The sequence below is a fragment of the Flavobacterium sp. B330r genome (assembly GCF_056824325.1).
Map to the genome: position 1 here is coordinate 4,893,477 of NZ_CP124860.1, position 24,130 is coordinate 4,917,606.

Sequence of the window (24,130 nt, forward strand, 5' to 3'; positions counted from 1 at the left end):
TTAAATATTATTAAGATTTTGAAGTGTCACAACTGCTTTATTGTAAGCATTAAGTGCGTCTAAATATTCACTTTTGATTGTAATGGCCTGATTGACTACCAAAACCCATTGCAAATAATCGATATCTCCATTTTGCAATTGACTGCTTGAAGCTTCAATAATGGTTTGAGCATTTTTTAATCCGTCAGTTTCATAATACTGTAAACTTTCTTGATATTTTTTTAGCTCACGATCTGCGTTTTCAATGTTCGTTTTCACCTCGATTTTAGCCGCCTCAGAAAGTTCAACATAGCTTTCGTATTCAGCCTTTGCAGCCTTTTTTCGTTCCGACTGACTTGTGAAAAATAGCGGAATTGAAAGTCCTGCATTTACATAATTAAATCTTTGTCCACTACCATAATAAACTTCCTGACCTGAAGTATTGGTTTGAGTTCCAATAATACTCAAATTGTTATATCCCAAAGTAATTTCAGGAAGTAATTTTGCTCCTTCTGTTTTCCATCTGAACTTAGCCGCTTCCGATTCAAACTGCGAACGCTGCACTGCTGGAAGATTTTCTGTTTTTACATTTTCTATAGACGAATGATTTAAAACTGCTTTCAGATTCCTCTTTTTTGGAGTGTGCTCCACTTTATCTTGAAGAATGGCATTAAACGAATTCAAGGCAATTTCAATATCTCTATTAACCATTACAAGCTGATTGCTGTAAAATTGTCTCGCAGATTGCGAAGCGCTTTTTTCTAAAACATTTGCTTCTCCCGCTTTAAATCTCAAATCTGATTTTTTCTCCATAATCCTGTAGATCGAATCAGCGTAAACTAAAAGTTCTTTTTTGCTGTTCAACCACAAATAATCATAGTATATATTTCGAACTTGAGTTTTGATTTCTTGCGAAGTCAATTGCACTTCGGCTTTAGCTTTACTAAAATCAGCTTTTAAGGCTTTTTTCTGATTGCTATAAACTGTTGGAAAAGCAAAAGTCTGGCTAATTCCAAAACGAGTGTCGTTTTGAATGCTATTAAACTGTCCGTAATCGGCGTCGATTTGTGTTTGGGGAATATTATAAGCCGATTTTTGCAAGTAGCTTTTCGACTGCTCGTTCAATTTAGCCGATTTAATCGTTCTGTTATTTTGAATCGCAATTGAAATGGATTCGTCAAGCGAAATGGGTAATTCTTGCGCTTTTGCCATATTCCCAATAAAAAGAATACTCAATAAAATGGTTAAATTATTCATGTGCTTTTTTCTTTTTTTAGTAAAAACTTTAGCGTGATACGTCATTAAATAAATCGCTGGAAGTACAAAAAGCGTTAAAAGAGTCGCGGTAACTAATCCGCCAATAACCACGGTTGCCAGTGGACGTTGTACCTCTGCTCCTGCTCCGTTGCTCAACGCCATCGGAAGAAATCCGAGAGAAGCTACAGCAGCCGTCATTAAAACGGGACGCAACCTGTTTTTTGTTCCCAATAAAATAATCTGGAAAGGATCGGTAATTTCTCCTTGTTTCTGAATTCGGTTAAATTCGGATATTAATACAATTCCGTTTAGTACTGCAACACCAAAGAGCGCAATAAATCCAACTCCGGCAGAAATACTAAAAGGCATATCGCGCATTACCAGCGCGAATACGCCACCAATTGCAGATAACGGAATTGCTGTAAAAATGATAATTCCTTCTTTAAACGATCTAAAAGCAAAATACAACAGAGCAAAAATCATTAATAAAGCAGCCGGAACCGCAACTCCCAATTTGGCTTTTGCCTGCTGAAGGTTCTCAAAAGCTCCTCCGTATGTAATATAATAACCAGGATCAAATTTAATTTGCTGATTTACTTTTTGCTGTAATTCCTCAACGATAGATTGAACGTCTCTTCCGCGAACATTAAATCCGACAATGATTCTACGTTTTGCATTTTCTCTCTGAATCTGGTTCGGACCTTCTACTTCCTCTACTTTTGCGACTTGATAAAGCGGAATCTGCATTCCAGAAGGCGTTGCAATTAAGAGGTTTCGAACATCTTCAATTCCTTTTCTTCCGTTATCTTCAACGCGAACAACCATGTCGAAACGCTTTTCACCTTCGTAAATACTTCCAGCAACAGCACCTGCAAAAGCGGCGTTAATCGTTGCATTTACATCTGCCACACGCAAACTGTATTTTGCCATTTCCGCCCAATTGTAATCAATTACGATTTGAGGCATTCCGGTTACTTTTTCTACATATAAATCGGCTGCACCTTCAACGGTTTTACTAATTGCTCCCAGTTTTTCAGCGTATTCAGAAAGTTTTTGAAGATCTTCTCCGTAAATTTTACAAACCAAATCTTGTTTGGCTCCTGTCATCAATTCGTTAAAACGCATCTGAACAGGAAACTGAAATCCAGTTGTAACTCCGGGCGCAATTCGTTTAACGGTTTTGGTCATTTTATCTGCCAATTCAGGAAACGAAGAAGCACTTGTCCATTCCGATTTGTCCTTTAAAACAATAATCATATCTCCGCCTTCAATTGGCATTGGATCGGTTGGAATTTCTGCGCTTCCAATTCTGGATACCACTTGCTCTACTTCAGGATATTCTTTCTTTAATTCTTTAGAAATTTTTGCAATGGTTTCTGTTGTGGTAGAAAGATTGGTTCCTAGCAGCAATCGGGTTTCAACAGCAAAATCGCCTTCTTCCAATTGCGGAATAAACTCTCCGCCCATTCTTCCGAATAATAAAACTGCTATTCCAAAAAGCACAAATGCGCCAATTACAATTGCTTTTCTAATACGCAAAGCTTTGGTAAGCCAACCTTCATAAGCGTTTTCTAATCTTTCCATAATAAGATCGGAAAGGTTCTTTTTAGGACTGATTTTTTTACTTAGAAATAAAGCGCTGACCATTGGGACATAAGTCAATGATAAAATGAAAGCTCCCAAAATGGCAAAAGCAACAGTCTGCGCCATTGGCTTGAACATTTTACCCTCAATGCCTTGTAAAGAAAGAATAGGCAAATACACAATCAAAATAATAATTTGCCCAAAAACTGCCGCATTCATCATACGTGCTGCCGAACCTGTAACCTCCTTATCCATTTCCTCTTGCGAAATATCATTTGAGACTTGGTATTTTTTAGAACTGTGAAGATGATGCAGAATCGCTTCCACAATAATTACAGCTCCGTCTACAATCAATCCGAAATCTAATGCTCCAAGGCTCATTAAATTTCCGCTTACGCCAAAAGTATTCATCATAATAATGGCAAAAAGCATCGCTAACGGAATTACAGAAGCTACAATAAAACCTGCTCTAAGATTTCCTAAGAATAAAACCAGAATTAGAACGACGATTAAAGCACCTTCAATTAAGTTCTTTTCTACTGTTCCAATGGCGTTGTCTACCATTTTAGTTCGATCTAGAAACGGCTCAATTTTTAAGCCTTCAGGAAGAATTTTCTCGATTTGAGCAATTTTATCTTTTACATTGACAATAACATTATTGGCGTTTTCACCTTTCAGCATCATTACAATTCCACCAACCGATTCTCCATATTCGTCGGTTGTTAAAGCACCGTAGCGAATCGCTGAAGAAATCTTAACATCGGCAACATCTTTTATCAAAATAGGAAGTCCACCTTGTGTGCTTTTAACCACAATGTTTTCAATGTCTTTAAGGCTTTTAGCTAAACCAGTACTTCTAATGTAAGAAACTGTTGGTCCTTTCTCGATATAAGCTCCACCAGTGTTTTCGTTACTACTATTTAAAGCGGTAAAAACTTCACTTATCGTTAAATTCTGAGCTTTTAATCGGGCTGGATTTACAGCGATTTCATACTGTTTTAATTTTCCGCCAAAAGTAGAAACATCAGCAATTCCTTTTGTCCCCAAAAGCTGTCTTCTGATGGTCCAATCCTGAATGGTTCGTAAATCTTCTAAGGAATATTTTTCTTCGTAACCTGGTTTTGGTTTTAAAACGTATTGATAGATTTCTCCCAAACCCGTTGTTACAGGTGCCATTTCAGGCGAATTTGCATTCCGATCAATTTCTACTTGCTGTAATCTTTCCGCAATTTGCTGACGTGCCCAATATACATCTGCATCGTCTTCAAAGACAACACTTACAAGCGAAAGTCCGAAACGTGAAATACTTCTACTTTCCTTTAAATTTGGAATATTACTGATGGCTTGTTCAATTGGAAATGTAATTAATCTCTCTACATCTTCTGCGCCAAGCGATGGAGCTGTTGTGATAATTTGTACCTGATTATTAGTGATGTCTGGTACAGCATCAATTGGTAATTGGGTAACCTCATACACACCGTAGATAATCCACAGCAGTGTAAAGATTCCAATTGCCAGTTTGTTCTTAACTGAGAACTGAATTACTTTATTAAGCATATTTTATTAATTAAAAAATAATAAATGAGCAACTGAAAACACTATGTATCAGTCACTTCAAGAAAAATTTAAAAATTAATTATGCAATCGGAGGTCTAAATAGAGAAAGCAGATTCGGATCTGAAAAAAGATCTGATCTGTAAGTTGGAATTTTTGATTGTGGTAATTCTGGATTGAAAGGAACCGGAAGTAAGTCTTTGTCGTCTAAAATAAAAACAAAGTGAACCGAACTGCTGCTAATGGTTTTAAAAGGAAGCTGCATATCTCGATCTCCGTCATTGTCTTTTAAATCTTCTCCCCAATAATGCATAGACAAGAAATCTATGAAGCTTACCCCTTGCAGTTTTTTATGTTCCTGAAAATGTTCTATCAGAATTGGCAGTTTATAGAACTGCTGCACAAAACTGCTGTTTGAAGCGATTAGAAAAATGAATATGTAGACAATTAGTTTTCGCACGAAGCAAATTTAATTTAAATTCTCTAAGATTTCATCTTTTTAAACTAGCAAAAGGGTCTTTTAACAATTTAGAAATATGCAATACCGCTTTTACTGCATCCAATATTGATGAAGCTTGTTTACTATCAAATCGTCAAAATCTAATCCTATCTTCCTAGCTTTCAATGCTGCTATTCTTCTTTATAAAACAAAAACGAGTCAATTCTTATTGAATTAACCCGTTTGTGTTTTTAATTTTTTGCAACTGTATTTTTAGTACAGAATTTAAGTATTGCGATTGGAATTTGCATTTTCTTGAAGCTTACCTATTTTTACTAAAATCAGATTCTCGTAGGCGTCTTGCCTTTTGTCGCTTTTTCTCCCTGAACTAAATCCTTCACTAATTCTATAATTCTTAATAAACTGGCTTTTCTTTGCTCCTAAAGCATAATGCCAGCTTCCCATTTCTGATTGAACAAAAATTATAGCTTCATCCAAATTCATTATTTTCTTTTTTGAAAGTAACGGACTTGTTTTATAAACGGCATTATTACGAGCATCAAACGTAAACTGAATTTTAGCAGCTATTTGAATATCATATAAAAAATGAACCAAAAAGTATACTAAAAATACACCAATCACCCAGCGCATTTCTTCTCCTAGATCATTAAAAAACAATAGTAAAGCTATTACTCCTGCCGCTATTCCAACCAAAAACCACCATGATTGATCTAGTGATGGCTTTTGCGGATTTAATGAAAATGAATACAGCGTTTCTTCGATGTTATATCTTTCTCGAATGTTCATCTAAAATTTCATTAATTTCATTCATCAAATTCTGCATGGATCTAGCTGTAAAACCTTGTGCAATTCCAGTGCATTTCTCCTTGTTATCTTTTCTGTAATAAAGATTTAAGCAAACGTTTGTTGTGATAAAATTATGTCTGACTTTGACCACTTCAAAATTGAGAAAATCAGCAATCGGAATCAGAACGGGTTTATTTATCAATCCGTTTTTTATTCTAAACTCATTTCTGTCTAGATCAATACTAAATCCTTCCTGCCAAATCGCAATAAAACATATAACAGACATGACTCCAAAAATGCCAATTACTGCATTATTTTTATAATAAATGCCTCCAATAGTAAAAGCAATCATTCCGAGTACCACAATTAGTCCAAAGCCGTATTGTCTTTTCATGACATACAGATTTTCTTCTTTTGTGAATTTCTTCAGTTCAATCATTTCTCTACTCAATTTTAACGCCATCAATAATCAGAGAATCGCAAAGAAGGGAGATGTAAGCGCTGGTATAATCGGCCGTTAATTGATCGCTTAAAGAATCTACTCTTCCTTTTGTAAAATCAAATTTTCTCGTAGGAAGCTTTCCAAATGTATCAGTCATGGTAATCTGACCATCGACTCCAGCTTTATTTTTCATTAAAACGGCCAGTAAGGCAATATCTTGTTTTTCAAAATCAAGAGAAAAATAATAATTGTTTTTTACCTCCGACTCTGTTCCGCTAACGGTAGATTTGGTAAAAGAAAATGTAGCAGATCGCAATACCGCTTTTGTCGTTTTGTTACCATCTTTCAAAGCGATTTCTATTTTAATGCGTTTGTCTTCTTGCCCATAACTTAATGATGATATAAAAAGGCAAGCGATCATTAACAATGTAAAAAAATTCTTATTCATAATTTTATAGTTTTAAAAATAATTTATACCAGCAAGATTACTACTAAGATCGACTTGCTACAATTCGAAATTGGCAAATGGATGCTTTAGATTTTTATTTGGTAATTCTATGCCAGTATCGAGAAAAAGAGCTCTTTAACCACTTCTACACAGAGACTTTACAAGGGAATTTCTTGTCAAATTTGAGGGGTGATTTTTTTGGTCAGTCTATTTTCAATTTGTACTTTGGCATCAATTACCACAATATATGCACGAAAAAACTACTTTAAATCAGATTAAAAACAGGAAAACGAAATGGTTGTTCTCGTTTCTTTTTTTGGTTTTCATCGCCCCTATAAATGCACAAATTTCGGCTGTCGAAAAGATTGCTTCCTATGGCTATTCCAAACGTTTTTCTGATTCGTCTGCCAGTAAAAAAATTCAGCAGCAAGCTCTTGCTTTAGCCAAGAAAAAAAAGAATATCGACGATGAGGTTATTTGTTATTCGTATCTCGCTCTTACACAAAGGCGTTTATTGCATTTAAAAGAATTTACTCGTTATGCAGACACAGCTTATATTTTAGCTCAAAAAAGCAACCAAATAAGAGTTAAAGCTTTTGCTTCTCTAGCAATGGGAAATTTAAAGTCTTATATAGATGATAAGCCTCAGGCCATCGACCATTTATTGCATTCGTATACCCTTTTCTCAAAAATAAATGCTCATGATCAATGTGCTAAAATTGCGTCCGATATATCGTATCTATTTTCTCCGGCATCGCCAGAAAAGGTTCATAAATATGCGCAAGAGGCTCTAGAACATGCTTATAAAGCAAAAGATCCAGAAAGTAAATTGTATGCAAGATTGGCTTACGGAGGTTATTTGACCGATAAACTCGAATTTGGAACAGAGAAAGATTGGCAAAAGACTTTAGATTTTTTGAAAACTACAGTTGCACTTGCCGAAAAAGAATCTTTTGATATCATTAGCAAAAGCAACATCGGAATCGCCTACATCAATCTGGCAGATCTTTATTCTAAAGGTCCGAAACCAATTAATGAAACTGCATTGCTTGACAACCTCGAAAAAGCTACTGCAATTGCAAAAAAATACAATATTAAAATCATTTACAGAAGCGCCATAGGCCTTCAAGGTTTTTATTATACCGAAAAAGGAAATTATGTAAAAGCCGAAATGCTTTTTATTGAAGGAATAAAATACCAGCTTAGTTTACCTTATACCGATAATTATTTATTGGCTACTTTTTACAATTGCTTAAAAGAAGTTTCTGCAAAACGTCATGATTTTGAAGCGTATTATGCTTACGATACCTTGTTTACGAAATACAATCAGTTAAAATATAATGAAACCACTCAGAAGCTATTGCAAAATGCAGATGCCAGATTTGAGTCTTCTAAGAAAATGGAGCGTATAAAACAGCTTGAATTGGAAAATGAGTTGGAGCAGCAAAATAAACTTTTAGGCTACGGAATTGCTGGAGTTCTATTGCTTGGACTTGTTTTTATGTTTCGTTCCTACTATTTCAGGCAGCGTTATTATTTAAAGCGTGAGGAAATTTTAAAGCAAGAACAAACCAACAGTGAATTGAAACTGCAATTAATGGAAAAAGAAACCATTGAAAACCTTGCAACTAGACTTTCATTAGAAAGAAGATTATTGCGTTCTCAAATGGATCCGCATTTTATTTTTAATGCTTTGGGAAATATTCAGAGTATGATTTTGCAGAAAGATACGATTCCGGCAGTTTCTTATTTGAATAAATTTGCCAAACTCACACGCCAGATTCTAGAACAATCGAGAAAGGAAACCATTTCGTTAGAAGAAGAAATTGGTACTTTAAAAAATTACATCGAATTGCAGCAGTTGCGTCTTAATAATAGTTTTGAATATGCGATTGTTTGTGACGAATCTGTTAAAGAGGACATTCTTATTCCGCCACTTTTAATTCAGCCTTTTATTGAAAATGCTGTTGAACACGGATTAAAACCAAAACCAAAAGAAGAAAAAGGTCTATTGCAGATTAATTTCTCACAGCAAACGGAACAAAAAAATCTAATCTGCACCATAAAAGACAACGGAATCGGACTTACAGCTTCGAGAAAATTGAAAACAAACGAAAATCATACCTCTCTTTCTACGACAATTACTGACGAAAGATTAGCAAAAATGCAAAAAGACCATCCGTATGCTGGTTTTCAGGTTTTAGAGCGCAATGCAGACAACGGAGAAACGGGCTGCATTGTTATTATTAATATTCCAATATTGTAAAAAAATGTACAAAACTATCATTATAGAAGACGAACAGCGCATTCGCGAAGCTTTATCCATTATGTTGGAAATGGTTGCTCCAGAAGAAATTCAAATTATCGCTTACGCGGAAAGTGTCGAAGAAGCTGTAAAATTAATTGACCGCATGCAGCCCGATTTGGTTTTTATGGATATTATGCTTCAAAACGGAACTGGATTTGATGTTCTAAAACAAATTTCCTTCAACTCTTTTCATCTTATTTTTACAACCGCTTACGAGCAGCATGCCATTAATGCTTTCAAATACAGCGCAATAGATTATCTGCTAAAACCAATTGATCCAGACGAACTTAGAACTGCAATTGAAAGGATTTCGCTTTTACAAGAAAGAGTTTTAGAAAAACAGCAATTAAGCGAACTGCAAAATAACCTTACCAAAACTCCCGACCGCATTATATTGCCCACACAAGAGGCTATGTATGTAGTTAAATTAGAACAAATTACAAGATGCGAAACTTCGGGTTCTTACACCACTTTCTTTTTGACCGATGGCCGAAAAATTATGGTTTCTAAACCTTTAAAAAATTATGAAGATTTGCTGGAGCCTCCAATGTTTTTCCGCATTCATCAATCGCATTTAATCAATGTAAATTCTATTATAAGTTATTCTCGCGAAGGAATGGTTCATATGAATGACAAATCGGTTGTGCCCATTTCACGAGGAAAAAAGGAGCAATTTTTCAAATTAATGAAAGAAGAAATTTAACCTTTTAAAAAACACATTTTACCTCTTACCGATTTAAATGCAACCAATACCAACCAAAAAGCACAGTAGACAAAGTAACTGTTTCAGGTCCTATTCCTAGTTTCTATTTTTGACCCAATAAATAACTTAAACTATGAATAATAAAACCCTTTCTATTCTTAGCTATGTCACTATTATTGGTTGGATTATAGCTTTTGTTAAAAGTAAAGATTTAACACCTAAAAGTGATTTGGTGAGATACCATTTAAAACAAGGATTCGGAATTTTTCTGGTTTCTTTAGTCGTAAATGTTGCTTTGTCTATTATTGTAACTATCGTTCCAGCGCTTTACTTTTTAAGCTATATCGGATACGTTATTTTTATTTTATGGATTTTCGGAATCATAAATGCGGCTAACGAACAAAAGAAACCAATTCCGTTAGTTGGACAAGTTTTTGAAGATAAATTCAGCTTTATTGACTAATCGGTCTTGCTTTTTTTAGCTGACGTTTTTATTTTTTGGATGTAGGAGATGATTCTCAGAGAACTTCTGTAGCTATGGTAGCGCCGAATAGTATTTGAGGATCTTTCTACTTTTAAAACAAAAACTAAAAATTTATGCCAAACCTTCCAATTGCTGAAAAACAGGAATTAAAGCTTTTCCTTTTTCTGTTAAATTATACTCGATATGAAGAGGTTTTAGTTTAATAGTTACCTTTTCCAACAAACCTTCTTCTTCCAATTCTTTTAAAGCTGTAGCCAAAGATTGCTTATTTGAGCCTTGAATTTGGCGTAGCAAATTATTAAAACGTAAAGGCGATTCTGTAGCCAAACGAAAAATTTCTGCTTTCCATTTGCCAGATAACATTTTTAAGAGTCTTTGTGCTGGACAAGTTTCTATTTCTTCCATAATTAATTGGGGTAGTCAAAAAAAATTGACCTATTGTTTTCGAACGTTTTTTAATTAAAATTTGCTTTAATTCTAAGTAAAAATATAAAATGAAAGCAAAGAAACCAAGCGAAATGAGTATCGAAGAGTTATTAAAAACGCAAAAAACAATTAAAACAACCATTAAGGTTTTGATTCTAATTGCCATCTTATTACTTCTCCTTATTGTATTTATTTTCCTCAAAAAAGGATTTCTATCTTTAATGGTCTTTCCTTTATCTATGGCTTTTCTTATTGTCAATTCTAATTTTCTAAAAGAGATTCAAGAAGAAATCGCTACACGAAACCTCGAATAGAAGCACAAAATGAGATCGTTTTTCTTTATTTAAATTTCATTTTTCTTAACTAAAAGTCTTGCAAAAAAAATTACATTTGGGTTCCCTAAATAAGCCCAAAAATTATGATTATTAGCAAAAAGACTTTTTATTTTTCCTCCTTATTTTTACTTCTATTATTTTCGCAGTTCAACTACGCGCAACAGCAACAAACCGTTAAAAAAGAAAGCCGCGGAAGACTATTTAACGACTCTACAGCCACAGACAGCGATTATTTAATGGCCATTGAAAAAGCCAGTGAAGTATTAGAATCTGCCTACAATGATATTGATTTTGCAGGCGATACGCGTCATCTTTTTGGCGAAATGAAACGTACAGAAAGCAAGCTGGATTTGATCTTAGCTAGTTTAAAAGGAGCAAATCCGAATGTGCGCAACCAACAAATGTACCGATTGGTTCTACAAGAAATCCAACAAGAATTAGAAGAACAGAACAAAGCAATTAATGCTAAAAATCTGGATCTTGAGAACATCAAAAAACGTGTAATTGATCTACGTAAAGACAAAACTTTAATTAGTTTATTAAAAGATACTATTCGTCGCAAACAGTTTCAGAAGGAATTCGGAAGTCTTAAAAAAAGATATCTTGCAACTGATAGTTTAATGACGAAAAATCAAACTACTTTAAACAATAAAAAACGACTTACCGTACAGCGAAAAATTTCTGTTTCTAATGCCTTGGTAGCCGTTGAAGGAAAACTGGAGAAATCTGGAATCAGTATTTTCAATAAAGAATATCCTTCTTTATGGCAGATTAACGATTCTGCCACAAAGAAAAAAGTAACCCACAATATAAAGGCAAAAATCATAATTGAAGAAAATGTCGCTGCGTATTACTTAGGTTACAAAGCTGGCGGGCTTATTACGCTATTTTTCTTTATGGGTCTTTTATTTTGGTATATTTCTCGAAATATCAAATACCTTACTACAAACGGTTATGCTGAAAACCTACAGCTTTTAAACTTTAAATATTTAAATCGAGGGGTTTTATTGCCCGTTTTAGTCATTGCGCTAAACATTGCTGTAGTCTCCAATTTATACGCTCCTGCTCTATTTTTAGAATTAATTCAGCTTTTCCTGCTTGGGGTTTTAATCTTCCTTTTCAAAAATCAATGGTCTGGAGTTGCCATGAGAAATTGGCTTTTCCTTTTAGGATTGTTCTTTGCTCTTTGTTTCCTAGACTTGTTTATTACAATCGGATTATTGCAACGATTGGCTTTTGTAGCCATTAATATTTTAGGTATTCGTTACGGTTTGGTTCAGATTAAAACACTTAAAGAAGAACTTTATATAAAAGGCTTTTTTAAATGGGCAAGTATCATTTTTATTAGCTTAAATGTCTTGTCTATTCTTTATAATTTATTCGGGAGAGTTTCTCTTTCTAATATGTTAAGCATTACAGCTTTTATATCGCTCACTCAAATTGTTGCTTTAAGTGTGCTTTTGAAGATTATTTTGGAAATTATTTTGCTTCAAATCTACACGACTAGAGTAAAAAGAGGAATTGAAAAAATGTTTGATTACGAAAGTTTATCCGACACTTTGAAAAAGCCATTTATTATTGCCATTAGCTATATGTGGCTGATTGTAATTGCTTCAAATTTGAACATCTGGGAATCACTTCGCGCTGCTTTAGCGAAGTTATTAAGTCATCCAAATACCATTGGAAGCATTACGTTTACTTTAGGCAATGTTGTTTTATTCTTTATTATTATTTGGGCGGCGCACTTACTACAGAAATATGTTGCTTATTTCTTTGGCGAAATTGACGATGAAAACGAAGAGAACATCAATAAAAGACAGCACTCCAAATTACTTATTACAAGATTGGTTGTTTTAATAAGCGGTTATCTGCTTGCTGTTGCGGCTTCTGGAATGCCATTAGATAAATTGAGTATTCTTTTGGGAGCTTTAGGTGTCGGTGTCGGACTTGGGCTTCAGAATGTGGTTAATAATTTTGTTTCGGGAATCATATTGATTTTTGATAAGCCAATTCAGGTTGGTGATGTTGTAGAAATTAGTTCAGAATCTGGCCGAATCAAGTCTATGGGACTTCGTACCACTAAAATTAATGCTCCAAACGGCGCTGAAATCATTATTCCGAATGGTAACTTGTTATCTCAAAATATCACCAACTGGACATATACTGACAATTTTAAACTGGTTGAAATCACTTTTGAAATTAATGGAGAAACAATCCCAGAAGAAATTAATACTGTAGTAAATGAAACGCTTGCTAATCTACCATTGGTAAACAATTCAAAACCATCACAAATATATTACAGCTCAATTTCTGACGGAAAATATAAACTTTTAATCAAGTTTTGGTGCAGTATTTATCGAACGGAAGAAACAATAAGTTCGGCACGACAGGAACTTTATATCAGTTTCAAAAACAAAGGTTTAACTTTCTCAAGTTAGATTTAAGACAAAAAAGGCGGTAATTGATTACCGCCTTTTTTTATGCCTTACAATTTGCAATTTTTCTATCTTTTTATAGTAATATGTTAAATAATAGCATTTTACTAAAAACAGGTAAAAACCCGTGTACCCACAATTTAGTTATAAAGTAATTTAGCATTGTAGTAAAATACTACGAAAACTAACATTAACTATTAAATCTTAAAAATTATGATGGAAGTATACATGGGAACAATTTTGAGTTTCGCATTTAATTACCCACCTAGAGGCTGGGCTGCTTGTAATGGCCAGCTGGTAGCAATCACTCAGAATTCAGCTTTATTTTCATTGCTTGGCACAATTTATGGCGGTGATGGTGTCACCACATTTGGTTTACCTGATCTAAGAGGAAGAACTCCTATTCATTTTGGTCAAGGACCAGGTTTAAGCAATTTTGTAATAGGCCAAAAAGCAGGTAGCGAAACGATGACTTTATTAACGCCAAACATGCCTGCCCACGTACATAGCCTTACAACTGGTACTGTTTCATTAGCTTTAACAACTAATTCTGCAACTGGAGGAACGATTTCTAACGACACTGATAATGGAAACAACTCTTTATCTTCAGGCGGTTCAACACCAAATATCTACAGTGAACCAGGAACTGGAACTGCTAAAATAGGCGGTATTTCTGCAACTGCAACTTTAGGAGGAAGCACAAGTATAGCTGGAGGCACTCAACCTTTTGATTTACACAGTCCATATCTTGCTATCAATATGTGTATTGCATTATCTGGGATTTTCCCTTCTAGAAATTAACAAACTTAAATAGAGGCATTTTTTTGCCTCTATTTTCTAATCTCATTTTATGGATAACGACGTTAAAATAGGCATTTTAATTCCAAAGTCGCAACAGTATCCTTCATTAGACAAAGATTTTGTAAGGGGTTTAAAACTCAATAATTTAAACGTAAAATTTTTTGTAGAGAGTATTGGTGTTGGCGCTGATGAAAAACTAATAATTGACAAAATTCAGAAACTTAACTTTCAAGAAGATGTATCAATTATAATTGGTTTTATGGGACATTGCAACATGTCTGAAGTTTATAATTATGCTTCTAATAATGACATCTTATTTTTGGCCGCAGATTTAGGAGCAACAACTCCTTATCAAACATCTGAATATGAAGGTATATTTATAAATTCATTAGGACTAACAGATTCTTGCTATTATTTAGGCCAATACTTTACCAATAAAAAATATCAAATAGCCTCTTCTACTTCATTTTATGATTCAGGATATGGTTTGCTTGCTGCATTAGAATATGCATTTAAAGAAAAAAATCAATTTACGGGACATTATATTACTCCTTTTATGCCAAGAGAAAATGAAGCATTACATATGGATCACACTATAAATACACAGCAACCCAATGCTGTTTTTGCGTTTTATAGTGGTTTATATGCTGAAGAGAATGCTACTTTTCTGAAACAAAATAAACTTACTCAAAAGTATCCTTTTTATGTAACTCCTTTTTTTATTAACGATAAAATTTTGGAGGAGTATAAAAATAATCCTTCTGAGCTTTATGTAGTGAGCAGCTGGATGCAAAATGATACTACTTCAACCAATTTTACTTCACTTTATAAAGAGGTTTACAACGATATTCCTTCTTTTTTTTCAGTCTTAGGATACGAAAATGGATTAATATTAAAGAATATACTTTTAAATGCTAACAGTTTAAAAACAAGCTCTTTAATTGAAGAAATGTACAAATTAGATATTGATGGCCCAAGAGGTAATATCCGATTTGATACCACAACCAACAGAACACTATTCAATCACTATATATACCAATTAAATTTGGATTCTTTTAACACTATAAGCTTTAGAAAAATTGAAACGTTATTAAACGATGGCGGTTTTATTAAAGCTTTTGCCTCACTAACAAAACCCGACCATATAGGAGGCTGGGACAATGCTTATCTATGTCATTAACTAAATTGTATGTTATGAAAAAAAAATTACTCTTATTTTTTACGTTCTTTTGCGTCTTTGGTTTACATCAAAATATAAAAGGACAGACTTTAGGCCCTGGTGATATCGCTTTTATTGGCTTTGATATAGGAGGTCAAGATGGTTTCAGCTTTATAGCCCTAAAAAATCTACCTGCTGGAGAGATTGTATACTTTACAGAAGAAGGTCTCTATGCAAATGGCTGGATAGCCAGTAACGAGCCACACATCAAATGGACAATACCTGCTGGCGTTACTTGTGGAAAAATCATTTCTGTTATAGAAACTGCTACAAATACTTTTACAGTAACAGGAGGATTAGCTTCTGATTTTGTAATTAATCCAGAAGGACCTGCTTACAATTTTAACTTATCCTCAGGAGATCAGATGCTTGCATACCAGAGTGTTGGTAATGTCATGAGACCCGTAATTTCACCAACTACCATAACTTTCTTAGCAGGTATTCATGGCGATTTTAATTCTTCCAATTATGACCCTGATACACATTGGAATAATGACGAAGTTTTATTAAATCTCGGCGGTGCAGAAAGTATCATACCACCGGGATTAACTAACGGAGTAAATTGTGTTGCCTTATTTCCTGGTGTAACAGAGCAAAGTCAATATTTCGCAAAATATACAGGTACTTTAACTGGTACTTCTACTGCTTTAAGAGCAAGTATCAATAATTATTCTAATTGGACAATCACATCCGCAAGTACAACTCCTCCTGGTACTACCCAAGGAATTTTACCTAGCAACTATTCTCCAAATTTAACTTGTACATCAGTTCCAACAGTAACTACAACAACTCCTGCTACAAATATTGGAGCACTAACTGCTACATTAGGAGGCTTTAACAATAATGGTGGCGATACTGGTACTCTAGATAGAGGTATCGTTTGGTCATTAACGACAAATCCTGTGATAGGTGGTGGTGGAGTAACAAAATTATCAACGGCTACACTTAATGGTATTGGTACTTTTACCGTAAATGTAACTGGACTTCCTCCAGGAATACCGATATATTATAGAGCATATGCGGAAAATTCAGTAGGAATTGGATACGGAAATACGGCCTCATTTACAACTAACGCAGCTCTATCTGCTACACAATCACAAACAAATACTTGTAATGGTACCAATAATGGGACAGCAACAGTAGTTCCTTCGGGAGGAAAATCACCTTATACTTATGCATGGTCTAATGGTTCGACTGCAGCAACAATAACAGGTTTATCGCCATCTAATTATTCTGTTAATATAACAGATGGCGAAGGAACTTCGATAACCAAAATCTTTAATATAACTCAAAACTCTATTATCTCTGGAACAACTACCATTAGTAATGTATCTTGTAACGGAGGCAATAATGGATCTATAGATCTAACTCCTATAGGAGGCAGTGGATCTTACACTTATAACTGGGGAGGCGGAATAACAACGCAAGACAGAACAAATCTTGCAGCAGGCACATATTCTGTTACTATTACCGATTCTAACAATTGTAGTGTGGTTGTAAGTAATATAGCAGTTGGCCAGCCAGCAGCAGCACTTGGCGGAACAACTGTTGTAACCAATGTAGCTTGCAACGGAGGAAATACAGGAGCTATAAATCTTACTCCAACTGGAGGGATTGGACCTTATACATTCTTATGGAATGATCTAGTAACTACTACAGAAGATAGAACAGGCCTAACAGCAGGTACCTACTCTGTCACTATTACAGATGCTAATTCATGCCAAGTAACGATTAATAGCATTACCGTAATTCAGCCTCCTGCAATTACAGGGATAGGTTCTACAACCCAAGTTGCGTGTTATGGAGGAAATACAGGAGCTATAAACGTTACCCCTGGCGGAGGAATCGGTCCTTACACCTACATATGGGATGATGGGCCTACTACTGAAGACAGGACAGGACTTACCGCCGGTACATACAGCATTAAGATAACTGATGCTAATTCATGTCAAAGAACATTCTCCTACACTATTAATCAGCCTGCAGCAGCTTTAAGTGCAGCAACAGGAGGAGGAAAAACAGATGTATCCTGCAATGGAGGCGCTAATGGTACTGCAACTGTAGCGCCAACTGGAGGAACTCCTAGTTATACTTATTCTTGGAATACCACTCCTGTTCAAACAACTGCTACAGCAACAGGGCTTGCAGTAGGTACTTATACGGTAACGGTAACTGATGCTAATGCATGTCAAACAACTAGAAGTTTTACAATTAACCAGCCAGCAGCAGCTTTAAGCGCATCTGCAGCTGGACAGACCGATATTTTATGTAACGGATCTGCAACTGGATCTGCAACTGTTACAGCAACAGGAGGAACTCCAGGTTATACCTATTCTTGGTCTCCATCAGGGGGAACTGCTGAAACAGCAACAGGTCTTACTGCTGGAACTTATACCGTAACGGTTACTGATGCTAATAGTTGCCAAACAACGCAATCATTTACCATTACAGAACCAGGGGCTTTAGTTGCAAGTCCAGCAGCTCAAACCAATATAGCCTGTCGTGATGATCTAACTGGATCTGCTACTGTTAATGCAACAGGAGGAGCAGGAGGCTACACTTATTCTTGGGCACCTTCTGGAGGAACTGCGGCAACAGCAACAGGACTTGCTGCAGGAAATTATACCGTGACAGTTACTGATGCTAATAATTGTCAGGCTACCCAAGCATTTACAATCGTACAGCCAACAACGGCACTTACAACCACAGCAGGCACTATAAACAATACTTCTTGTTATACAGGCGGTAATGGAACAGCAACGGTTATAGCATCAGGAGGAACTCCTAGTTATTCTTACTCTTGGAATACAACTCCTGTCCAAACAACTGCTACCGCATCAGGACTTTCTGCTGGCACTTATAGAGTAACGGTAACCGATGCTAATGGCTGTACAGCAAATAGAGACTTTACTATATCCCAGCCACCTGCTCTATCAATAACTCCAAGCCAAACTAATGTTTCTTGCAACGGAGGTACGAATGGTACGGCTACGGCATCTGTTAGTGGAGGAACCGGAGCTGGAACTTATACTTACTCTTGGGCTCCAACTGGAGGAACTGCAGCATCAGCAACTGGTCTTCAAGCTGGGACCTATACAGTTACAGTTAAAGACGCTAATAACTGTCAGATTGCACAAAGTTATACTATCGACCAACCAGCAGTCCTAACAGCAACACAATCACAAACGGAAGTTTTGTGCAATGGTTCTGCAACAGGTACAGCAACAGTTGTTGCCTCTGGCGGATCTCCTAACTATAGCTATTCATGGTCACCATCTGGAGGAACTGCTGCAACAGCAACTGGATTAACCGCTAATACTTATACTTGTACCATCACAGATAACAATGGTTGTTTCATAACAAAAACATTCATTATTACTCAGCCAGCTGCTCCATTAAGCGCTACTACTACTCACATTAACGCTACCTGTTCAACAGGTGGAGAAGCAAGTGTATCACCATCTGGTGGTACACCAAGTTATAGCTATCTTTGGTCGCCAGGAGGTGAGACAACACCTTTCATTACAGGTAAAGCAGCAGGTAATTACAGCTGTATAATTACAGATGCAAATGGATGTACTCTTACCAAAAACTTTACTATCTCTACAACTAATACTCTCGTTGCTAGCGCCGCTCAAACCAATGTACTATGTAACGGTTCATCAACTGGAAGCGCTTCTGTAATTCCATCTGGAGCTCCTGGACCATTTACTTATGTTTGGGCACCTTATGGCGGTAATACTGAAACAGCAGTGAATCTTAGCGCAGGAAACTATTCGGTGACTATTACTTCTTCAAACGGATGTTCTATTGTCAAGACTTTTACCATTACTGAACCCTCAGCAATTAATATAACTCCATCACAAACAAATGTTACCTGCAACACTGGATCAAACGGATCTGCTTCAGTAACTGTAACTGGAGGTACGGGAACTTATACTTATGCATGGTCTCCTTCTGGAGGAACTGCAGCAACTGCAAATGGACTTTCTGCTGGAACTTACACGGTAACTGTTAAAGACGCTAATCTATGTACCAAAACACAAAGTTTTACCATAACAGAACCTAATGCACTTACTCCATCAGTATCTCAAACAAATGTTTCTTGTAATGGTGGTTCAAACGGATCTGCAACTGTAAGCGTTACAGGAGGAACTGGAACTTATAGCTACCAATGGTCTCCTTCTGGAGGAACTGCTGCAACTGCAACTGGCCTATCGGCGGGAACCTATACTGTACTTATAAAAGATAGCAACTTATGTGAGACAACAGCAAGTGTAACTATTGCTGAACCTGCTTTACTTACTGCAACAATAGACAAAACAGATGTTTTATGTAACCAAGCAAATAATGGTACTGCAACGGTAATTCCTTCTGGAGGAACTGGAACTTATACATACTCTTGGTCTCCATCGGGAGGAACTACTGCAACAGCAACCGGATTAAGTCCAAACACTTACTCTGTTACCGTAACCGATGCAAATGGATGTACTGTAACACAAACTGTACAAATTACAGAGCCTAACACGCTTTCGGCTACAGACACACAAACAAATGTATCTTGTAACGGAGGAAATAATGGTACCGCATCTGTAGTGGCTTCTGGAGGAACAGGAAACTACAGCTATTTATGGGCACCTTCTGGCGGAACTGCTGCAACAGCAACTGGTCTTACAGCAGGAACTTATACGGTAACCGTTACAGATGAAAACTCATGTTCTGTTACTAATACGATTGAAATTACAGAACCAGATGCTTTAACTTTAACCGCTACTACTGTAGAAGTTTCATGTTATAATGGAAACAACGGATCGGCTACAGTAAATGTAACTGGTGGTACAGGTTCTTACACTTACTCTTGGGCTCCATCTGGAGGAACGGCTGCAACAGCAACGGGTCTTACAACAGGAACTTATACTGTAACTGTAACAGATGACAATTCTTGTACTGCTTCATTAACTGTACAAATATTGCAGCCTGTAAATCCTGTTACCTTAAATACTGTTGCTGTATCTGGAATAACTGTCAATAGTGCTTCTTTATCTGGAACTGCTTCTGCAGACGGAATAAATACAGATAGTGGATCTTGTTTAACAGAAGTTGGTTTTGTATATGCACAGCATGCAAGCCCTACTACAGCAGATACTAAAATAAATATTTCTGCCGCATTAGGAACATTCACAAATTCATTATCCGGTCTTAGAGGAAACAGAACTTATTATGTTAGAACTTATGCTATAAATAGTAATGGTTTTGTTAATTATGGAAATGAAGTTAGTTTCACGACTCAAAAATATACTCTTACTATAACTGCAGCAGCAGGACATACAAAAGTATACGGCACAGAAGATCCTGCATTTAATTACACACCACTAGGTTTTGCTAACGGAGATACACCTTCAATAATTACAGGTCTGCTTTCTAGAGATGCTGGTGAAAATGTTGGAAAATACAATATTAAGTTAGGGTCAATTAGTGCTGGCGCAGATTATACAATTGCTTTTACTGGTGCAGAATTTGAAATTACTAAAGCCGACCAAACAATCACTTGGGACCAAACTTTAGAATTTGGATGTATAGATTCTAATAACGCAGCCTTAACTGCAACAGCAGACAGCGGATTACCAATTTCGTACACTATTGCAAATGCAGCATTAGGAACAATTTCTGGATCAACATTAAACATCACTGGATCAGGAAGCTCAACAATTACAGCTGTACAAAATGGTGATCAAAATCATAATGCTGCTACAGCGGTTGTTAAACCAATAGAAGTTAGCCATTCTGGACTTGTAACACAACAGTGGGCAAATGTGCTATTCTTTGATAATAAATCGAACAATTACGTGGCATGGCAATGGTATAAAAACGGAGTAGCTATTTCTGGTGCAACTCGCCAATATTACAGCGAGACTCAGCCTTTAAACGGAAGCTATTACGTAATTGCAAAAGACAAAAACGGAAATTCAATTAAATCTTGTCCAATTGAGACTACTGGAACAGTTTTTACCAAAAAGATAAAAATCTATCCAAACCCAGTTAAACCTGGAGCTGAATTTACTTTAGAGTGTGATTTTAGCGATTCTCAATTAAATGGATCTGAGGTGGTTATTTATGACATTACAGGAAAATTAGTTCAGACTATTTCAAATGTAAAAGCCAAAAATGAAATCATCGCTCCATCGCAGGCAGCCTTATATGTTGTCGTTCTTAAATTGGCAAACGGCCAGTTAAAAACAATCAACTTATTGGTGAAATAAAAATGAGATTTAATTTAAAATTACAAGCAATGAAAATTAAAACCACAATAGCCATACTACTACTGTGTAGTGTCACAATAAAAGCGCAGGAAATTAATGTCAAGATTAATGGAGGCCCTTCAGGAATTCTTTATGATAGTACTTTTGGAGATGGCAAACTCAAATTTGGCGGAGGAATAGGTGTCGGTTACACCTATTTCTTCAGCAGCCATTGGGGAATTTCGACAGGAATTGATGCAATGTACAATCAGAATAGTTTTGAACTAAAAAATGGAATAACAATTTCGACTTACGAAGTTGATGACCAAACTTCTGCATTTGAGTATCAAGTAACGCCGACAAACTACAAAGAAGATCAGCATTTCATTTCTGTTGCAGTTCCGCTTATGATGCAGTACAGAACATCAATTGCATCTCAAACACAACTTTATTTTGGATTTGGAGGAAAAATTCTGTTTCCAGGAAAACAAACAGCAAAAGCTTCTGCATCAGAATTGCAATTGAGCGGTTACTATCCTGATATGAATCTTTTAATTGATGATCTGCCTTCTCACGGATTTGGTAAAGTAACCAATTGGCAGGATAAAGCAACCGTAAGCTTAGATCCTTCTTTTCTTTTAAGTGTTGAAACAGGTCTTACTTTCAAACTAAAAGAGAATACACAGCTTTACACTGGCGTATATGTGGACTATGGTTTGACAGAAATGGCAAAAGAAAATGCCAATCTTAACATTGTTGCGTACAATCCTAACGGATTGGATAACATTCAAGCAAATGGTACAAGTGGCAATAGAAAAATTGTTCAAGAAAGCCGTTACTTCTCTGCAGGCGTCCAGCTGAAATTAGGTTTTATGCTAAATAAAAACAAGCCAGAACCAGTAGCCGTACAACAAAAAGAAGAAGTGGTAACTAAAACTGAAGCGCCTGTTCAAGAAAAAGCGCCCGTGCAGCAAAAAGTGGTTGAAACTCCACCAGCTAAAAAGGAACTTACAACAACAGAGCGCACATACGTTGAAAAACCTCTTGCTTTCGAAGAAGTCGGAAATACCGATGTAACGCCACAATTGGCTACAAGATTGGATGAAATTGCAAAAATTCTAAAATCAAATAAAGACATAGATCTGAATATTACAGGATATACTTGTGATATAGGAACAGAAGCACGCAATCTTGAAATTGGAATGAAAAGAGCACAAGCAGTTTCAGATTATTTACAGAATAAAGGAATTGAATCTAATCGCATGCATTTATTTTCGAAAGGTGAAAGCGAACCTTTGGTTCCAAATACTCCAGTAGAAAATAGACCGCTGAACAGAAGAGTAACTCTTACATTAGTAGATAGATAAATTCTGAAAATCTATAATTTTAAAAAGCATGAAAAGAACTTCCTTTTCATGCTTTTTCTTTTTGATAAAATTCAAAAGCTAACAATTATCATATTTTATTCTCCGTTTAAAATCGTTCTTTGTCTTAATTAAAACTATTCCAAACATTTAACCAATCATTTACAACGTATTAATTGTTTTTGCCATGCACATTGATACTGACTTACTTTATACCTGGGGAGCTGTAGCCAAAAAAGTTCCTAAGAACTCCATTATTTTCTTCGAAAATGATGCCGCCATATCTTATTACCAAATTTTAGAAGGGACTGTAAAAATGAGCTATACCAACGAAGATGGCAAAGATTTAACGGTTGGCATTTTTAATGAAGGAAATAGCTTTGGCGAGCCACCGCTTTTTATTGGGCAACCCTACCCTGCTTCTGCAATTGCACAAACCGATTGTATTATTTTAAAACTATCCAAAACAAACTTTTTTTCTTTTCTTGAAGAAAATTCAGAAATGCAATTTAAAATCCTAAAATTGTTTGCATGGAAAATCTATAATAAAATTGTTTTTTCTAAAAATATAGTCAATCATAAACCCGAATATCGCATTCAGTATTTTTTAGATAATTTAAAAAAGCAGCAAAATATTGCCTCTTCCATGAAAATGAAAATTCCGTACACGAGACAAGAAATTGCAGATTTTACTGGTCTTAGAGTAGAAACCGTCATACGCACCCTATCACTCATGAACAAAAACAAAAAAATTGAAATTGTCGACCATAAGCTATTTTATTAATTTAATCTGTTATGATTTGAATCATACTAAAACAGCTTGATTTTTTCTTTTTTTGCATAAGGTTAAAAGAAATTATTAATTCAAATCTAATCTCTTTAAGAATAAAAACGGGAACTTTTTTGAAGTTCCCGTTTTTGTATTAAGAAATAACTTTATTCATCATCCAATTCGAAATGTTTTCTGCTCTTGATTTTATTTCATCCGCTTTTTCTCCTTCAAACAAATCATCTACCGTTTTTTTCCAAAGTTTAGTCCAATGTTTAAAATGAGCCTCTGTGAGCGTACTTTTCTGATCTAGCACTCGATGTTTCAACATCGGGTTTCCATCAAAATTTCCGGTATGAAAAAGGATGTTATCCCAAAAATCATACATAATCGGAAGATGCTTCTCCCAATTTACCACAGCGATTTCTGTAAACAAATATCCTATAGTTGAGTCCGTTTTTACTTGCAAATAAAAAGCATCAACCAGTACTGCTATATCCTCTTTATTCCTAATGTCTGTTTTCATATTTTCTTAAT

The 24,130-nt window shown here is 35.6% G+C and carries 17 protein-coding genes; 10 read left to right on the forward strand and 7 right to left on the reverse strand.

Features of this window, described 5'->3' with window-relative positions; translation table 11 throughout:
* The 5 genes from QLQ95_RS21825 to QLQ95_RS21845 form a co-directional block, all read right to left on the reverse strand.
* Window positions 1–4,377 (reverse strand): CusA/CzcA family heavy metal efflux RND transporter, encoded by a 4,377-nt coding sequence (locus QLQ95_RS21825; RefSeq protein WP_482501653.1) that lies wholly within the window; start codon window positions 4,375–4,377, stop codon window positions 1–3.
* A 79-nt stretch (window positions 4,378–4,456) separates the two neighbouring features.
* Window positions 4,457–4,834: a hypothetical protein gene (locus QLQ95_RS21830; protein ID WP_095930029.1), complete on the reverse strand. Its 378-nt coding sequence runs from the start codon at window positions 4,832–4,834 to the stop codon at window positions 4,457–4,459.
* Between the two features lie 264 nt (window positions 4,835–5,098).
* Entirely contained in the window at window positions 5,099–5,620 is a 522-nt protein-coding gene (locus QLQ95_RS21835; RefSeq protein ID WP_482501655.1) for a hypothetical protein, read from the reverse strand.
* The gene (locus tag QLQ95_RS21840) at window positions 5,598–6,059 is read right to left on the reverse strand and encodes a hypothetical protein (protein WP_482501657.1); all 462 of its coding nucleotides are present in this window, start codon (window positions 6,057–6,059) and stop codon (window positions 5,598–5,600) included. Before QLQ95_RS21840 ends, QLQ95_RS21835 begins: the two co-directional genes overlap by 23 nt.
* A gap of 4 nt (window positions 6,060–6,063) precedes the next feature.
* The gene (locus QLQ95_RS21845) at window positions 6,064–6,510 is read right to left on the reverse strand and encodes a hypothetical protein (protein WP_095930032.1); all 447 of its coding nucleotides are present in this window, start codon (window positions 6,508–6,510) and stop codon (window positions 6,064–6,066) included.
* A 247-nt stretch (window positions 6,511–6,757) separates the two neighbouring features.
* On the opposite strand from QLQ95_RS21845, the gene QLQ95_RS21850 reads away from it, so the two are divergent.
* The 3 genes from QLQ95_RS21850 (at window position 6,758) to QLQ95_RS21860 (ending at window position 9,984) form a co-directional block, all read left to right on the forward strand.
* Entirely contained in the window at window positions 6,758–8,776 is a 2,019-nt protein-coding gene (locus tag QLQ95_RS21850; RefSeq protein ID WP_482501659.1) for a sensor histidine kinase, read from the forward strand.
* Window positions 8,777–8,780: 4 nt separating this feature from the next.
* Entirely contained in the window at window positions 8,781–9,521 is a 741-nt protein-coding gene (locus tag QLQ95_RS21855) for a LytR/AlgR family response regulator transcription factor (protein ID WP_095930034.1), read from the forward strand.
* 133 nt (window positions 9,522–9,654) lie between these two features.
* Window positions 9,655–9,984: a DUF4870 domain-containing protein gene (locus tag QLQ95_RS21860; protein ID WP_095930035.1), complete on the forward strand. Its 330-nt coding sequence runs from the start codon at window positions 9,655–9,657 to the stop codon at window positions 9,982–9,984.
* A gap of 132 nt (window positions 9,985–10,116) precedes the next feature.
* Here the strand turns inward: QLQ95_RS21860 and QLQ95_RS21865 are convergent, their stop codons facing one another.
* Complete coding sequence (locus tag QLQ95_RS21865) at window positions 10,117–10,410, reverse strand: winged helix-turn-helix transcriptional regulator (protein ID WP_320494969.1); 294 nt, start codon at window positions 10,408–10,410, stop codon at window positions 10,117–10,119.
* 89 nt (window positions 10,411–10,499) lie between these two features.
* Between QLQ95_RS21865 and QLQ95_RS21870 the strand changes: the two genes are divergently transcribed.
* The 7 genes from QLQ95_RS21870 (at window position 10,500) to QLQ95_RS21900 (ending at window position 23,608) form a co-directional block, all read left to right on the forward strand.
* Window positions 10,500–10,745 (forward strand): redox-active disulfide protein 2, encoded by a 246-nt coding sequence (locus tag QLQ95_RS21870; RefSeq protein ID WP_320494968.1) that lies wholly within the window; start codon window positions 10,500–10,502, stop codon window positions 10,743–10,745.
* A gap of 104 nt (window positions 10,746–10,849) precedes the next feature.
* Entirely contained in the window at window positions 10,850–13,204 is a 2,355-nt protein-coding gene (locus QLQ95_RS21875; protein ID WP_095930038.1) for a mechanosensitive ion channel family protein, read from the forward strand.
* Window positions 13,205–13,414: 210 nt separating this feature from the next.
* Window positions 13,415–14,002, forward strand: coding sequence for a phage tail protein (locus QLQ95_RS21880; RefSeq protein ID WP_320494967.1), 588 nt, complete (start codon window positions 13,415–13,417; stop codon window positions 14,000–14,002).
* Window positions 14,003–14,051: 49 nt separating this feature from the next.
* The gene (locus tag QLQ95_RS21885; RefSeq protein WP_482501662.1) at window positions 14,052–15,182 is read left to right on the forward strand and encodes an ABC transporter substrate-binding protein; all 1,131 of its coding nucleotides are present in this window, start codon (window positions 14,052–14,054) and stop codon (window positions 15,180–15,182) included.
* 14 nt (window positions 15,183–15,196) lie between these two features.
* A complete protein-coding gene (locus QLQ95_RS21890; RefSeq protein WP_482501664.1) occupies window positions 15,197–21,481 on the forward strand; it encodes an MBG domain-containing protein in 6,285 nt (2,094 codons plus the stop codon).
* Between the two features lie 29 nt (window positions 21,482–21,510).
* On the forward strand, window positions 21,511–22,827 hold the full coding sequence (locus QLQ95_RS21895) for an OmpA family protein (RefSeq protein ID WP_482501666.1): 1,317 nt from the start codon (window positions 21,511–21,513) through the stop codon (window positions 22,825–22,827).
* A gap of 184 nt (window positions 22,828–23,011) precedes the next feature.
* Window positions 23,012–23,608, forward strand: a complete 597-nt coding sequence (locus QLQ95_RS21900; protein ID WP_095930042.1) for a Crp/Fnr family transcriptional regulator — start codon at window positions 23,012–23,014, stop codon at window positions 23,606–23,608.
* A 139-nt stretch (window positions 23,609–23,747) separates the two neighbouring features.
* On the opposite strand, the gene QLQ95_RS21905 is transcribed toward QLQ95_RS21900, so the two are convergent.
* Complete coding sequence (locus QLQ95_RS21905) at window positions 23,748–24,119, reverse strand: group III truncated hemoglobin (protein ID WP_095930043.1); 372 nt, start codon at window positions 24,117–24,119, stop codon at window positions 23,748–23,750.
* Between the last annotated feature and the right edge of the window lie 11 nt (window positions 24,120–24,130).

What these genes read in the sequence shown, in the direction of transcription:
- QLQ95_RS21900 (WP_095930042.1), top strand. Translation starts at nt 23,012, where the DNA reads ATGCACATTGATACTGACTTACTTTATACCTGGGGAGCTGTAGCCAAA.
- QLQ95_RS21845 (WP_095930032.1), bottom strand. Translation starts at nt 6,510, where the DNA reads ATGAATAAGAATTTTTTTACATTGTTAATGATCGCTTGCCTTTTTATA.
- QLQ95_RS21860 (WP_095930035.1), top strand. Translation starts at nt 9,655, where the DNA reads ATGAATAATAAAACCCTTTCTATTCTTAGCTATGTCACTATTATTGGT.
- QLQ95_RS21840 (WP_482501657.1), bottom strand. Translation starts at nt 6,059, where the DNA reads ATGATTGAACTGAAGAAATTCACAAAAGAAGAAAATCTGTATGTCATG.
- QLQ95_RS21875 (WP_095930038.1), top strand. Translation starts at nt 10,850, where the DNA reads ATGATTATTAGCAAAAAGACTTTTTATTTTTCCTCCTTATTTTTACTT.
- QLQ95_RS21885 (WP_482501662.1), top strand. Translation starts at nt 14,052, where the DNA reads ATGGATAACGACGTTAAAATAGGCATTTTAATTCCAAAGTCGCAACAG.
- QLQ95_RS21855 (WP_095930034.1), top strand. Translation starts at nt 8,781, where the DNA reads ATGTACAAAACTATCATTATAGAAGACGAACAGCGCATTCGCGAAGCT.
- QLQ95_RS21890 (WP_482501664.1), top strand. Translation starts at nt 15,197, where the DNA reads ATGAAAAAAAAATTACTCTTATTTTTTACGTTCTTTTGCGTCTTTGGT.
- QLQ95_RS21825 (WP_482501653.1), bottom strand. Translation starts at nt 4,377, where the DNA reads ATGCTTAATAAAGTAATTCAGTTCTCAGTTAAGAACAAACTGGCAATT.
- QLQ95_RS21905 (WP_095930043.1), bottom strand. Translation starts at nt 24,119, where the DNA reads ATGAAAACAGACATTAGGAATAAAGAGGATATAGCAGTACTGGTTGAT.
- QLQ95_RS21870 (WP_320494968.1), top strand. Translation starts at nt 10,500, where the DNA reads ATGAAAGCAAAGAAACCAAGCGAAATGAGTATCGAAGAGTTATTAAAA.
- QLQ95_RS21895 (WP_482501666.1), top strand. Translation starts at nt 21,511, where the DNA reads ATGAAAATTAAAACCACAATAGCCATACTACTACTGTGTAGTGTCACA.
- QLQ95_RS21835 (WP_482501655.1), bottom strand. Translation starts at nt 5,620, where the DNA reads ATGAACATTCGAGAAAGATATAACATCGAAGAAACGCTGTATTCATTT.
- QLQ95_RS21865 (WP_320494969.1), bottom strand. Translation starts at nt 10,410, where the DNA reads ATGGAAGAAATAGAAACTTGTCCAGCACAAAGACTCTTAAAAATGTTA.
- QLQ95_RS21880 (WP_320494967.1), top strand. Translation starts at nt 13,415, where the DNA reads ATGATGGAAGTATACATGGGAACAATTTTGAGTTTCGCATTTAATTAC.
- QLQ95_RS21850 (WP_482501659.1), top strand. Translation starts at nt 6,758, where the DNA reads ATGCACGAAAAAACTACTTTAAATCAGATTAAAAACAGGAAAACGAAA.